Source organism: Mycolicibacter virginiensis (assembly GCF_022374935.2).
In the GTDB taxonomy this organism is placed as follows: Bacteria; Actinomycetota; Actinomycetes; order Mycobacteriales; family Mycobacteriaceae; genus Mycobacterium; species Mycobacterium virginiense.
In genome coordinates, this window is sequence record NZ_CP092430.2 from 2,537,041 (window position 1) to 2,549,880 (window position 12,840).

12 protein-coding genes are annotated in these 12,840 nt (G+C 68.3%); 5 read left to right on the plus strand and 7 right to left on the minus strand.

What is annotated here, in order from left to right:
* Positions 1-10: 10 nt before the first annotated feature.
* Complete coding sequence (locus MJO54_RS12255; protein ID WP_240174986.1) at positions 11-784, plus strand: methyltransferase domain-containing protein; 774 nt, start codon at positions 11-13, stop codon at positions 782-784.
* Positions 785-803: 19 nt separating this feature from the next.
* On the opposite strand, the gene MJO54_RS12260 is transcribed toward MJO54_RS12255, so the two are convergent.
* Together MJO54_RS12260 and lspA are read right to left on the minus strand one after the other, a co-directional pair.
* On the minus strand, positions 804-1,724 hold the full coding sequence (locus tag MJO54_RS12260) for an RluA family pseudouridine synthase (RefSeq protein WP_240174987.1): 921 nt from the start codon (positions 1,722-1,724) through the stop codon (positions 804-806).
* 7 nt (positions 1,725-1,731) lie between these two features.
* The gene (lspA, locus tag MJO54_RS12265) at positions 1,732-2,352 is read right to left on the minus strand and encodes a signal peptidase II (protein ID WP_275564459.1); all 621 of its coding nucleotides are present in this window, start codon (positions 2,350-2,352) and stop codon (positions 1,732-1,734) included.
* Between the two features lie 33 nt (positions 2,353-2,385).
* Here lspA and MJO54_RS12270 point away from each other — a divergent pair, with 33 nt between their 5' ends.
* From MJO54_RS12270 to MJO54_RS12280, 3 genes are read left to right on the plus strand one after another with little or no spacing between them, the layout of a single operon-like run.
* Complete coding sequence (locus MJO54_RS12270) at positions 2,386-3,324, plus strand: asparaginase (protein ID WP_240174988.1); 939 nt, start codon at positions 2,386-2,388, stop codon at positions 3,322-3,324.
* 3 nt (positions 3,325-3,327) lie between these two features.
* Complete coding sequence (locus MJO54_RS12275) at positions 3,328-3,789, plus strand: hypothetical protein (protein ID WP_046283057.1); 462 nt, start codon at positions 3,328-3,330, stop codon at positions 3,787-3,789.
* A 34-nt stretch (positions 3,790-3,823) separates the two neighbouring features.
* Positions 3,824-4,294: an OsmC family protein gene (locus MJO54_RS12280; protein WP_064889740.1), complete on the plus strand. Its 471-nt coding sequence runs from the start codon at positions 3,824-3,826 to the stop codon at positions 4,292-4,294.
* Positions 4,295-4,298: 4 nt separating this feature from the next.
* On the opposite strand, the gene MJO54_RS12285 is transcribed toward MJO54_RS12280, so the two are convergent.
* A complete protein-coding gene (locus tag MJO54_RS12285) occupies positions 4,299-5,654 on the minus strand; it encodes a DNA polymerase IV (protein WP_065153347.1) in 1,356 nt (451 codons plus the stop codon).
* Between the two features lie 57 nt (positions 5,655-5,711).
* Here MJO54_RS12285 and MJO54_RS12290 point away from each other — a divergent pair, with 57 nt between their 5' ends.
* Positions 5,712-6,278, plus strand: a complete 567-nt coding sequence (locus tag MJO54_RS12290; RefSeq protein WP_240174989.1) for a class I SAM-dependent methyltransferase — start codon at positions 5,712-5,714, stop codon at positions 6,276-6,278.
* Between the two features lie 7 nt (positions 6,279-6,285).
* On the opposite strand, the gene MJO54_RS12295 is transcribed toward MJO54_RS12290, so the two are convergent.
* The 4 genes from MJO54_RS12295 to ileS all read right to left on the minus strand — a co-directional run bounded on the left by MJO54_RS12295 (position 6,286) and on the right by ileS (position 12,827).
* Positions 6,286-6,630, minus strand: a complete 345-nt coding sequence (locus tag MJO54_RS12295; protein WP_046283053.1) for a DUF732 domain-containing protein — start codon at positions 6,628-6,630, stop codon at positions 6,286-6,288.
* Between the two features lie 46 nt (positions 6,631-6,676).
* The gene (locus MJO54_RS12300; RefSeq protein WP_240174990.1) at positions 6,677-8,005 is read right to left on the minus strand and encodes a PPE family protein; all 1,329 of its coding nucleotides are present in this window, start codon (positions 8,003-8,005) and stop codon (positions 6,677-6,679) included.
* A gap of 18 nt (positions 8,006-8,023) precedes the next feature.
* Entirely contained in the window at positions 8,024-9,283 is a 1,260-nt protein-coding gene (locus MJO54_RS12305) for a PPE family protein (protein ID WP_064889746.1), read from the minus strand.
* 388 nt (positions 9,284-9,671) lie between these two features.
* On the minus strand, positions 9,672-12,827 hold the full coding sequence (ileS, locus tag MJO54_RS12310; protein ID WP_240174991.1) for an isoleucine--tRNA ligase: 3,156 nt from the start codon (positions 12,825-12,827) through the stop codon (positions 9,672-9,674).
* Positions 12,828-12,840 lie beyond the last annotated feature (13 nt).

The following is a 12,840-nucleotide window of genomic DNA, read 5'->3' on the forward strand; positions in this document are numbered from 1 at the left end:
AACGAGCTCGATGTCGCGCAGCTTCGACGATTTGGTGGCCGAAGCCGCCGCCGCACCCGTTGACGGCTGGGAATTCTCCTGGCTCGACGGCCGCGCCACCGAACAGCGACCGTCCTGGGGCTATCAGCGTCAGCTGGCGGGGCGGCTGTCGGGTGTCTCGGCCGCGGTCGACCTGCACACCGGTGGCGGCGAGGTGCTGGCCGGCGTGGAGAAGTTGGCGGAGTTCACGAGCTTCCCCCCGACTATGGCGGCCACCGAATCCTGGCCGCCGAATGCCGCACGCGCCACCGCGCTGCTACATCCGCGTGGCGTGGTGGTGGTGACGGTGCCGGACCGGCCGCCGCTGCCTTTCGGCGACGAGGCATTCGATCTGGTCAGCAGCCGGCACCCATTGGCGACGTGGTGGGACGAGATCGCCCGCGTGCTACGGCCCGGCGGCCACTATTTCGCCCAGCAGATCGGGCCGGCGACGATGCGCGAGCTGACCGAGTTCTTTCTCGGGCCGATGCCGGGCAAAGGTGCCCAGTATGAGCCGGAAGCGGTGCGGGCCGAGGCGGCAGCCGCCGGCATGGAGATCCTCGATCTGCGGCTCGAGCGGCTGCGGGCCGAGTTCTTCGACGTGGGTGCGGTCATCTATTTCCTACGCAAGGTGATCTGGACCGTGCCTGACTTTGCGGTCGAGGATCACCGTGATCGGCTGCGCGAGATGCACGAGCAGATCGAGGCGCAGGGGTGCTTCGTCGCACACGCCACCCGGGTGCTCGTCGAGGCCCGCAAGCCCTGACGCTGCGCTTTGGGTGCGCTCAGCGGTTCAGGATGTCCAAGGCGTGTTGCAGGTCAGCGGGATATTCGCTGGTGATCTCGATGCGCCGCCCGTCGCCGGGGTGGGCGAAAGCCAGTGAGCGGGCGTGCAGCCACTGGCGTTCCAGCCCGAGCTTGCGCGCCAACGTCGGATCGGCGCCGTAGGTGAGGTCGCCGCAGCACGGATGCCGCAGGGCCGAGAAGTGCACCCGGATCTGGTGGGTGCGGCCGGTTTCCAGATGGACGTCGAGCAGGCTCGCGGCGACGAACGCCTCCACGGTGTCGTAGTGGGTGATGCTGTGCCGTCCGTCGGCGGTCACGGCGAATTTCCAGTCCGGTCCGTGATGGCGCCCGATCGGTGCGTCGATGGTGCCACTGGACGGATCCGGATGGCCCTGCACCAGGGCGTGATAGCGCTTCTCGACGGTGCGCGCCTTGAACGCGCGTTTGAGCGCGGTGTAGGCGCGTTCGGAGATCGCCACCACCATCACCCCGGAGGTCCCGACATCGAGGCGGTGCACGATGCCTTGGCGCTCCGGAACCCCGGAGGTGGTGATGCGGTAGCCGGCCGCGGCCAGGCCGCCCAGCACGGTAGGCCCGGTCCAGCCCACCGACGCGTGCGCGGCGACTCCGGGGGGTTTGTCGACGGCGACGATGTCGGCGTCGGAGTACAGAATCGTCATGCCCTCGACCTCGGCCGGGGTGTTCTCCAGCGGCGGCGGCGCCTCGGGTAGCCGTACCTGTAGCCACGCACCGGCGACGAGCCGGTCGGACTTTCCGACGGCTACGCCATCCAGTTCCACATCGCCGTTCTCGGCGAGGGTCGCCACAACATTGCGCGACAGGCCCAACAGGCGGGCCAGCCCAGCGTCCACGCGCATGCCGGCCAGCCCCTCGGGGACCGGCATGGATCGTTCGGTCACAGCCGCATCAGGCTTGCTCGCCGTTGCCGCCGCTGTCGCCGTCGGCGGTGCTGTCGCCGGCGCGGCGGCGACCCACCGCGTCGAAGTCGAAGCCGAACACCGACAGCGCCACCAGCAGGATCGCCCCGCCCACCACAGCCGGGTCGGCGACGTTGAACACCGGCCACCAGCCGATCGACAGGAAGTCGACCACGTGGCCCTGCAGATGCCCGGGCGCCCGGAAGAACCGGTCCACCAGGTTGCCCAGCGCGCCGCCGAGGATCATCCCCAACCCGATCGCCCACCAGGGCGACACCAGGCGGCGCGACATCCAGATGATGCCGAGCACCACCGAGCTGGCGATCAGCGTCAGCACCCAGGTGTAGCTGGTGGCCATCGAGAACGCGGCGCCGGAGTTGCGGACCAGCGTCCAGGTCACGGTGTCGCCGATGATCGGCACCGGCTGGCCGGGGGTCAGCATCTTCACCGCGAGCACCTTGGTGACGACGTCGGCCAGCAGCACCACCGTGGCCACTGACAGCAGTAGCCCCAGCCGGCGGGGCGGGGCGGCGGGCTCCGTCTCAGGTGCCGCGACCGGGTCCACCTCCGTCTCGGTCGAGTCGGTTGTCTCGTCAGTCACGCTCCCCATCATCCCTTAACCCAGGTGCGGCATGATCGCGGCATGCTGTCCAAGCGCCTGACCGTCATCACCACCGGCGGCACCATCTCCTGCGGCACCGGAGGCGACGGGGCGCTGCGGCCCGCCCGCAGCGGCTCGGACCTGCTCGCAAACACCGGCGCCGCGGACGTCACCGTGGTGGACCTGATGGCGCGGGACAGCTCGGAGCTGGGCCCGAGCGACTGGGCTGCCCTCCTCGACGCGGTCAATGCCGCGGTGGACGGCGGCGCCGACGGCGTGGTGGTCACGCACGGCACCGACACCTGCGAAGAGGGTGCACTCTGGCTAGAACTCGGCTACCGCGGGGACGCGCCGGTCGTGCTGACCGGGGCTCAGCGGGGTGCGGACGCCCCCGACGCCGACGGGCCGGGCAATCTGCGCGACGCCCTGGCCGTGGCCGCGGATCCGGCGGCCCGGGGGCTGGGGGTGCTGATGTGCTTCGGCGGCCGGGTGCTGGCCCCGCTGGGGCTGCAGAAGGCGACCATCACCGGCCTGACCGGATTCACCGGTCCGCTGCTGGGCAGCGTCACCGGCGGCCAGGTCGCGCTGTCCGGCGACAAGACTCGGCCCTACCTCGGCGCACCGGCCGCCGTGCCGCGGGTGGATGTCGTGGCGCTGTACGCAGGTGCCGACGCGGTCGCCCTGGATGCCTGCGTCGGCGCCGGTGCGCGCGGGGTGGTGTTGGCCGCGTTGGGGTCGGGCAACGCCACGCCGGCGGTGATCGATGGGGTCCGCCGGCACTGTGCGGCCGGCGTCGTGGTCGCGGTGTCCAGCCGGGTTCCGGCGGGACGCATCGGTGCGGACTACGGCCCCGGCCGGGCCCTGGTGGAGGCCGGGGCGGTGGTGGTGCCGCGACTGCGCCCGCCGCAGGCCCGGATCCTGCTGATGGCGGCGTTGGCCGCCGGGCAGCCGGTCGCAGACGTCATCGACCGGTGGGGCTGACCGATGGCCAGGGTTCTCGCCCTCCTCGGTGCCGCAGTTCTCACGCTCGGGTCCGCCGCGGCGGCCCACGCCGAGCCGCCGCCCGGGACGGACGCCGTCGACGACTACCCCGTGGCCACCGGGCGGTACTCGTCGCCGACCGACTTCTACTGGGTGTTCTTCAGAACGCCGGACGGCCGCTCGTGCGGTATCGGCCCCAACGGCGGGCCGATCGGCTGCGATGCGGTGCCGATGGACGCGCCCGACGGCGCCAACCAGACCGTGCTCGAAGCCGGCGGGTTGCCCGCGACCTATCGCCACTCCGACATCGCGTCGTTCACCCGGGACGTGGATGTGCTGCCGGAGGGCCATCGACTGGAGAACTGGGGTTCCAGCTGTGCCGTGGGCTACCAGGGCACCGTGACCTGCAAAGGCTATGGCCACCACGGATTTACCGTCTCCAGCGTCTACGGTGTGCTGTGGTGACGACCCCGCACCACCCCTAGCCCGTGGAGGCCGCGTGTCCACCCAACACACCTACACCGTGGATGTCAGCTGGACCGGCAATCACGGCACCGGGACCAGCGACTATCGCAGCTATGGGCGCGAGCATGAGGTGGGCGCGCAGGGCTGTCCCCCCATTCTCGGCACCGCCGACCCGGCGTTCCGCGGTGATCCGACAAGGTGGAATCCCGAACAGCTGCTGTTGGCCGCACTGTCCCAATGCCACATGCTGTCGTACCTGTATCTGTGTTCGACCAACGGCGTTGTGGTCGTCTCCTACCAGGACAGGCCGGTCGGCACGATGATCGAGAACACCGAGGGCGGACACTTCACCACTGTCGTCCTGCAGCCGCTAATCGAAGTCGCCGACGCCGCGATGGTGGAGCGGGCGCGGGCATTGCATTCCGACGCCCACCGGATCTGCTTCATCGCCAGCTCCGTCAACTTCCCGGTGCACCACGATCCAGTGGTGCAAGCACTCCCCTGACGAGCTAGCTGGGTTCCTCCGGGCGGGCGACGTAGTCCGGCCAGTCCAGGCTGGCCACCGGGTCGGCGCGGCTGATCCCCGGCTCATCGTCGGGAAACGTGCGCACCGGACCGGGGCCTGAGCCGCGCGTTTCGAAGCGGATCGTCATCACCCCGTGCCCAGCACCCTGTACCCAGCCGTGGCCGAGATCAGGGTGCTTGACGTCATCCCCGACTCGCCACGACGCCGCTGTCGTCGGAGAAAGTGGTTCTCGCGCAGTAACTTCCGGTGATACAGAGCCTATTTCTGGAAATTCCAGATCCGGGAACAACGACTCCTGGCGAACATCGGTCAGCCCGGAAAACCCCACACCGAGCAACCGGATCGGGCCGATCTCCTGCGGATCGAGCAGCAGCCGGCCGGCCGCCGCCGTGAGCGCGGCGACGTCGGTGGTCGCATACGGCAGCGTGGCCGAGCGGGTCAGCACACTCATATCGGCCTTCTTGAGTTTCACCGTCACGGTACGAGCGCCGCGCCCATCACGCAGCAGCCTGCGGTAGGCGTGCTCACCGATCGGACCGATCTCAGCCCGCAGCTGTTCCAAGGTGGTCAGGTCGACAGCGAAGGTGGATTCGGCGCTGATCTGTTTGGCCTCAGCACGTTCGGCGACCCGCCGGTCATCGATCCCCCGAGCCAAGCGGTGCAGTGCCGGGCCGATGGTGGCGCCCAGAATGTCAGCGACCTCGCTGTCGGTCAGTGCAGCCAGCTGCCCGATGGTGTCGATGCCCAACCGGTGCAGCTTCTCCTCGGCGACCGGACCGATCCCCCACAGTCGGCGTACCGGAAGCCCGTCCAGCAGCAGTCGTTCCTCGGAGCGGCTGACGACCCGCACCCCGTTCGGCTTTGCCAGATCGGAGGCGATCTTGGCGATCTGCTTGCCCGAGCCCGCCCCGACCGATGCCACCAAGCCGGTCTCGTCGAGTACTCGTCCACGCAGGCTTTCGCAGAACCGCAGCACCTCCGCAGCGGTTGCCCCCGCCAGCTCGGCCGGTTCCCCGAACGCCTCGTCGAAGGAGAGCTGCTCGACGACCGGAATCACCGCACGCACGGTCTCGAAAACCCGTCGGCTGGCCATGCCGTACACGGCGCCACGCGGCGGCAGCACCACGGCTGGGGCCCCCACCAGCCGGCGCGCCTGATGCATCGGCATCGCCGAGCGGGCGCCGAAAACCCGCGCCTCGTAACTTGCCCCGGCCACCACGCCACGGCCCCCGAGCCCGCCGACCAGTACCGGGCGTCCCCGCAACGTCGGGCGGGTCAATTGCTCGACGGACGCGAAAAACGCGTCCATATCCAGGTGCAGGACCCATCGGGCGTCCACGGGCGTAAGCCTATTGGGCACTGCCATGCCTGGCCGCATCCGACTAGGGTCGAGACGATGGCAATGAATCTGGTGCACCGGCTGTGTTGCAGCTCCCGGTACTGGGCACGCAGCGTCGAGCGCGACCTTCTGCCGTGGGCGCTGGCAGACGTTGACCTCGGCGAGAACGCCCTGGAGATCGGGCCGGGCTACGGCGCCAACCTGCGGTGTCTGGTGAACATGACACCTCGGCTGACTGCCGTGGAGATCAACGCACCGATGACCGAACGCCTTCAGGCGAAATACGGTTCACGCGCCCACATCATCAACGGTGACGGCACCGCTACCGGGCTGCCGTCGGAGGACTTCAGTTCGGTGGTGTGTTTCACCATGCTGCACCACGTTCCGACGCCGGCGTTGCAGGACCGACTCTTCGCCGAGGCCTTTCGAGTGCTGCGCCGCGGCGCGGTCTTTGCCGGCAGCGACGGGGTGCACTCGACGATGTTCCGGTTGATGCACCTTCGCGACACCTATAACCCGGTCTCACCCGATGCACTGCCAGAACGCTTGCGCAGCATAGGTTTCCGCGACGTACAGGTGACCACGGCGGGCGGTCAACAGCGCTGGCTGGCCGTCAAAGGATGACGCAGCCCTACTTCGACCCTCCGCCGCCCTTGTTGAGCTGGTGCGGGCAATAGGTTTTCGCCGAGATCGCCGCAAACCGCGCTGCGTCGGCGACCGTCAGGTCGGGGTTGGCTTCGGTGATGTCGTTGAGCAGTTCCAGGCTTGTTTCACCGTTGGCCGCCAAGCCGCAGAGCGCTTCGGCGGCGGCCACGGCTTGGGCCGGGTTGTCGAAGATGATCCCGACCTGCCGAAGCGACGAGATGAACTCTGTACTGTCGACGGCGCTGACCTCCACCGCATTGGGGTCAGCGTGCCCGGGCGCGGCGAGAGCGAGCGCGGCGGCGGCAACGATCGGGACTAACAACAGCTTCATCGGGTTCCTCCTGGGGCGGCCGAGGTCGTGAGGCACCGGGACCGCGTCAGCCGAGCGCGGACTGCGATCCGGCAAGCGCACTGTCCTCGTCGTCGAGGACGTGCACCGCGTGGATGCCCGGTTTCAGGGACAGCTTCGCGACAAGCTCGTCGAGGCCGGCCTGGTCGACGTTCCAATGCTGGACCACATCCGGCGTCTGCTGCAATTGCGCGATCACCTGGTCGAGTGGGACTGGCGCCTCGCGGTCCTTGATGTTGGTCGACACCACACGGGCGACCGGGGCCACCGTGCGGGTGGCCGGCGCGCCCAAGGCGCCGCCGGCCGCACTGCCCAGGGCTGCCGGGGCGAGCATGCCCGGAACGGTTCCCGCTGCGGGGGCAGCGCCCAGCGCGGTCTGCGGCAGCGAGGTGGAGGCGAGCTGGATCGCCGAGGTGGCACTGGCCCAGTTCGGCGGCACCGACAACGCACCCACGCGCATCGCGCTGCCCGTAGCGGCCCCTGCTGCCCTGCTCAGACCGGCGCCCGCGGTCAATCCGGAGCTGTGTAGGCCGCCGAGTGCCGACTTCGGAATCACCGGGACCACCGCCTTGTACCCGGACCGGAACTGGGTGATCCCCATGTTGGTACTGGCATGGACGGCGTTGACCCACCCGGTCTGGCCGCTGACACCGTTGGCCAGCGAGAGGTGGCTCTCCCATAAATTATGCGTGTAGGTGGTCCCGGTCAGGCCGTCGATCATGTTCTGCCAGCCGGTGTTATAGCCCGACGTCCACGAGTTGATCTCTTTGGTGATCAGCTGGATCAGGTCGGGTTCAGCGGAGGCCTCCGCGCTTCCCGGGTCGCCGTTGGTGGTCTGCGGCGCGGCGGTGAACGAGGTCAGATTTGTGGCCTCCGCCGACGCGCCCGCGTACCCGAGCATGGCGGCGACGTCTTGCGCCCACATCCGGCCGTATTCCGCCTCGACAGCGGCGATCGCGGTGGTGTTCTGCCCGAGAATGTTGGTGGCCACCAGCGAGGCCAGCTGGCTGCGGTTGGCGGCGATCGCCGGCGGCGGCACGATTCCCGCGAAGGCCGATTCGTAGGCCGCTGCTGCGGCGGACGCCTGGGCGGCGGTCTGCTCAGCCTGTGCCGCCGTGGTCGACAACCACGTCACATACGGTGCGGCTGCGGCCGCCATGGCTGCGGCCGCCGGTCCCTGCCAGCCGCCACTGAGGCTTGCCAGTGCCGCTTGGTAGGAGGATGCGGCGGCGTGCAGCTCGGCGCCCAGCCCCGACCAGGCCGCCGCCGCGGCGAACAGTGGGTCAGCACCCGGTCCCGAATACAGCTGGCCTGAGATGACCTCTGGGGGCTGCGCTGCGAAACTCTGAAAAACCATGAACGCGTCCTGCTTTCGTTATTTCGCGATCGGCGGGATGACGATGACGGTGGCGGTAGTGGCGATATCGGGCCCCGTCTGGTTGTTGGTGACGTGACTGATTGCGCTGATCGCGCGAGTGGCGGTGGCACCCGCGGCCTGACGTATCGGTGTGCCGATTGCCCGCCCGGCCAGGCTTGACAGCGCCATCTGGCCGGCCAGCATGCCCTCGCCGTTTACCGCGAGTGCCGGGGCGGCCTCGAGCACGCTGGCCTGCAGCGCCACTGTGGCGGTCTTGACCGCCGGAACGGCGCTGGCCCAGCTGGAAGGCACCGACAACGACCCAATCAGACCGGCCCGGCCCACGGCCCCCGACACCGCCGCCGGAACGGCGTGCGAGCCGCTCAACAGCGGGCTGGACAACAACGGCGACAACGCACCGACGATCGGCTTTGGGCTGAGCGTGCTGCTCAGATTTCCGAGTGCATTGGCCACCGCCGGGATGCTGATGGCCATCTGGTACACACTCCGGGCAGAGCTCAGAGCGTTGATACCGTAAGGGCCGTTCGCGGTGCTGATCACGCCGGTGAGGGTCTTGATGATCGCCTGGTAGTCGTCCACGATCTGCGTGGGCGTCAGCGGATTCGTAATCATGTTCTGCAGCGCGTTCGGGATCTGCGTGAGGAAGTCGGACAGGCTCGACTGCGTATTCGAGGCCGCTGCGGACTGCGCCGCGTTGGTGACCGCCGCCGACTGACTGGCCTGGCCGCTGCTGTTGGTGGTCTCCGGCGGGGTGTTGAACGGCTCCAGCTGGCTGGCGGTCGCCGACGAGCCGGCGTAGGCGTACATCGCGGCCGCATCCTGCGCCCACATTTCGCCGTACTGTGCTTCGGTCGCCGCAATCGCCGGTGCGTTCTGTCCGAGGAAGTTGGTGGCCACCAGCGAGGCAAGCAGAGCGCGGTTGGCCGCGATCACCGGCGGTGGCACGGTCGCGGCGTAGGCGGCCTCATAGGCGCCGGCGGCGGCCGTGGCCTTCAGCGCCGTCTCCTCGGCGCCGGCGGCGGTGGCCTTCAGCCACGCGGCATACGGGGCGGCCGCTGCCGACATCGATGCCGCCGAGGGCCCCTGCCACGCCGAGTCGGCCAGGTCGGCGATCACCGAGGCATACGACGTGGCGGTGTAGTTCAGCTCGGTCGCCATCGCCGACCAGTTCGCCGCGGCGGCCAGCAACGGTGCCGAGCCCGGGCCGGCATACATGCGCGCGGAGTTGACCTCTGGCGGGAGTGCCCCGAAATCCATGAATGCCCTGCCCCTCTAGCCAAGTAATGAACGGACCCACCCGAGTTGCGTCACGCAACGGCTTGCCAGGTTCGCCGGCAATTCGGGTGGGTCAGAACCAACCGCAGACAACTGTTCGTATGGCCTGAAGGTTAATCGGGGACGAACAGGCCCTGAAGTCGCCGACGTGGCAGTTCAAGGCCGTTTCGCCGACGTTTCACCGGCCTCACCAGTACCGTCTGCGCACGCCGGTGGAGGGGTTTTCTACCACCGCAAACTGCATAAATGCCGTGATCGAGCTGCCAACAGCTGACGGCGCAGGCCCCGTCGGCGGGCCGCCGACGACCATAAGAATCTGGGCGCGAGAAAGTCGGTCCTGGCCCAGATCCGAATTTTTGCGGCTGAACCCTTAGGCCTTGACGATGGACACCCGCACGCCGTCCCCGATTTCCACCGGATCTGTCGGCTCGCCGAATTCGAAACTGGTCGCCAAGATCTCTCCGGCGATCAACTCGGCGTGATTCTGCGCCCATTGCCGCCGCTGCTCGGGCACCGCGATCACCACGCTGATCCGGTCGGAGACCTCAAGGCCGCTGGTTTTGCGCAGCTCTTGCAGTTCCCGGATCCGATCCTTGGCCCAGCCCTCGGCTTCCAGCTCGGGCGTCACGGCGCTGTCGAGCACCACCAACCCGGCGCCGTCGGGCAGCGCCACGGTGTATTCCGGGTCGGCGGCCACCAGCTTGGAGGTGTACTCGCTCTCCAGCAACACCACCGGACCCGCGCTCAGGGTCCCGTCGGGGTTGACGAAGCCCTCACCGGCCTTCACCGCTTTGATAGCGGCCTGGACATCCTTACCCACACGGGGACCGGCCACCTTCGCGTTGACCGCCAGATCGAAGCGCCCGAAGCGCGCGATGTCATCGGTGAGTTCGACGGCCTTGACGTTGAGCTCGTCGGCGATCAGGTCGGTGAACGGTGCCAGCCGGTGCGGGTCGTCGACGGCGACGGTGAGTTTGGGCAGCGGCAACCGGACCCGCAGCTGGTGCGCTTTGCGCACCGACGACGCCGCCGAACAGACCTCACGGACCTGATCCATCGCGGCCACCAGCCCGGCATCGGCGGGCAGCTCGGCGGCCTCGGGCCAGTCGGTCAGGTGCACCGAGCGTTCCCCGGTGACGCCGCGCCAGATCACCTCGGTGGTCAGCGGCAGCAGCGGCGCGGCCAGTCGCGCGGTGACCTCCAGCACGGTGTGCAGCGTGTCGATCGCGTCGGCGTCCTCATCCCAGAACCGCTGCCGGGACCGCCGCACATACCAGTTGGTCAGCGCCTCGGTGAACTGGCGCAGTTGCTCACAGGCGCCGGAGATATCGCAGACATCCAGGGCCTGTGTCAGGTCGTCGCGCAGTGACGCCAGCTTGGCCAGGATGTAGCGATCCAGGACGTGCTGCGAATCGGTGCGCCAGACACCGGGTTTCGGGGCGTACAGCGTCAGGAAGGTGTAGGCGTTGGTCAGCGGCAGCATCACCTGGCGTACGCCCTCGCGGATACCCGCCTCGGTGACAATCAGGTTTCCGCCGCGCAGGATTGGCGAGGCCATCAGGAACCAGCGCATGGCGTCGGAGCCGTCTCGGTCGAACACCTCGCTGACGTCCGGGTAGTTGCGCAACGACTTGCTCATCTTCTGCCCGTCGCTGCCCAGTACGATGCCGTGCGCCACACAGGTTTTGAATGCCGGACGGTCGAACAGCGCGGTCGCCAGCACATGCATCATGTAGAACCAGCCGCGGGTCTGACCGATGTATTCGACGATGAAGTCGCCCGGGTAGTGGGCAGCCTGCCCGCCGCCACCGTCGAACCATTCGGAGTTCTCGAACGGGTAATGCACCTGGGCATAGGGCATCGAGCCCGAGTCGAACCAGACATCCAGCACGTCGGGGATACGCCGCATCGTCGAGGCGCCGGTGGGGTCGTCGGGGTTGGGCCGGGTCAGCTCGTCGATGTAAGGCCGATGCAGATTGTCCGGGCGCACCCCGAAGTCGCGCTCCAGCTCATCGAGGCTGCCGTAGACGTCGATCCGCGGATACGCCGGATCGTCGGATTTCCACACCGGAATCGGCGTGCCCCAGTAGCGGTTTCGCGAAATCGACCAGTCGCGTGCACCGCGCAGCCAGTTGCCGAAGATCCCGTCCTTGATGTGCTCGGGATACCAGGTGATCTGCTCGTTGAGTTCGACCATTCGGTCCCGGAATTCGGTGACCCGGACGAACCACGACGACACCGCCTTGTAGATCAGCGGGTTGCGGCAGCGCCAGCAGTGCGGGTAGGGGTGCTCGTAGGTCTCGTGGCGCACCAGCACCGCGCCGTTGGCGGCGGCTGGGCCCGTGCCGTTCTTCAGGTCGGCGATGATCGCCTTATTCGCGTCGAAGACGTGCTGGCCGACATAGTCGGCAACGGTGGCATCGAAGCGGCCCTTGGCGTCCACCGGAGTGACCGGGGTGATGCCGGCCGGGTCGGTGGTGTTCTTGTCGTCCTCACCGTAGGCGGGCGCCAGGTGCACGATGCCGGTGCCGTCCTCGGTGGACACGAAATCGGCGGCCAGCACCCGGAAGGCGTTCGCTGAATCCATGAAATACGGGAACGGCGGCGCATACCGCATGCCGAGCAGCTCCGAGCCGCGGTAGCTGCCCAGCACCTGCGCCTGGTCGCCCTCGCCCAAACCCAGTTCGCGCGCGTAGGCACCCAGCCGCGCCTCGGCAAGCAGGTATCGCCGCTCGCCCGCCGCGACCAGCACGTAGGTCACATCCGGGTTGACCGCCACCGCCTGGTTGGACGGCAATGTCCACGGGGTGGTGGTCCACACCAACAGGTGAGCACCCTCGAGGTCAGCGGCCGGTCCCCCGCCCACGATCCGGAACCCGACGGTCAGCGCCGGGTCTTGGCGGCTCTTGTAGACGTCGTCGTCCATCCGCAGCTCATGGTTGGACAGCGGGGTCTCGTCGCGCCAGCAGTACGGCAGCACCTGATAGCCCTCGTAGGCCAGGCCCTTGTCCCAGAGCTGCTTGAACGCCCACAACACCGACTCCATGAAGGGTAGGTCGAGGGTCTTGTAGTCGTTGTCGAAGTCCACCCAGCGAGCCTGGCGGGTGACGTAGGCCTGCCACTCAGACGTGTAGCGCAGCACCGAATCCCGGCATGCCTGGTTGAACGCGGCGATGCCCATGGCGTCGATCTGCGACTTGTCGGTGATGCCGAGCTGGCGCTCCACCTCGAGCTCGGCGGGCAGCCCGTGGGTGTCCCAGCCGAACCGCCGCTCCACCTTGTAGCCGCGCATGGTGCGGTAGCGCGGCACGATGTCCTTGACGTAACCGGTCAGCAGATGGCCGTAGTGCGGCAGGCCGTTGGCGAACGGCGGCCCGTCGTAGAACACGTATTCTTGCGCGCCGTCGCGGCGGGCGATGCTGGCCCGGAAGGTGTCGTCGGCGGCCCAGTAGTCCAGGACGGTGGCTTCAGCCGCCGGGAAGTCGGGGGCGCCGGCGGCCGGCTTCGGATAGCTGCGTTCGCTCACGGTGTGTTGTCTC

Bases quoted from the DNA above. Each gene is read 5' to 3' on its own strand.
- lspA (WP_275564459.1), bottom strand. From the start codon at position 2,352: ATGGGGAGCGTGACTGACGAGACAACCGACTCGACCGAGACGGAGGTG.
- MJO54_RS12255 (WP_240174986.1), top strand. From the start codon at position 11: ATGTCGCGCAGCTTCGACGATTTGGTGGCCGAAGCCGCCGCCGCACCC.
- MJO54_RS12305 (WP_064889746.1), bottom strand. From the start codon at position 9,283: ATGGATTTCGGGGCACTCCCGCCAGAGGTCAACTCCGCGCGCATGTAT.
- MJO54_RS12275 (WP_046283057.1), top strand. From the start codon at position 3,328: ATGGCCAGGGTTCTCGCCCTCCTCGGTGCCGCAGTTCTCACGCTCGGG.
- MJO54_RS12290 (WP_240174989.1), top strand. From the start codon at position 5,712: ATGGCAATGAATCTGGTGCACCGGCTGTGTTGCAGCTCCCGGTACTGG.
- MJO54_RS12270 (WP_240174988.1), top strand. From the start codon at position 2,386: ATGCTGTCCAAGCGCCTGACCGTCATCACCACCGGCGGCACCATCTCC.
- MJO54_RS12300 (WP_240174990.1), bottom strand. From the start codon at position 8,005: ATGGTTTTTCAGAGTTTCGCAGCGCAGCCCCCAGAGGTCATCTCAGGC.
- MJO54_RS12295 (WP_046283053.1), bottom strand. From the start codon at position 6,630: ATGAAGCTGTTGTTAGTCCCGATCGTTGCCGCCGCCGCGCTCGCTCTC.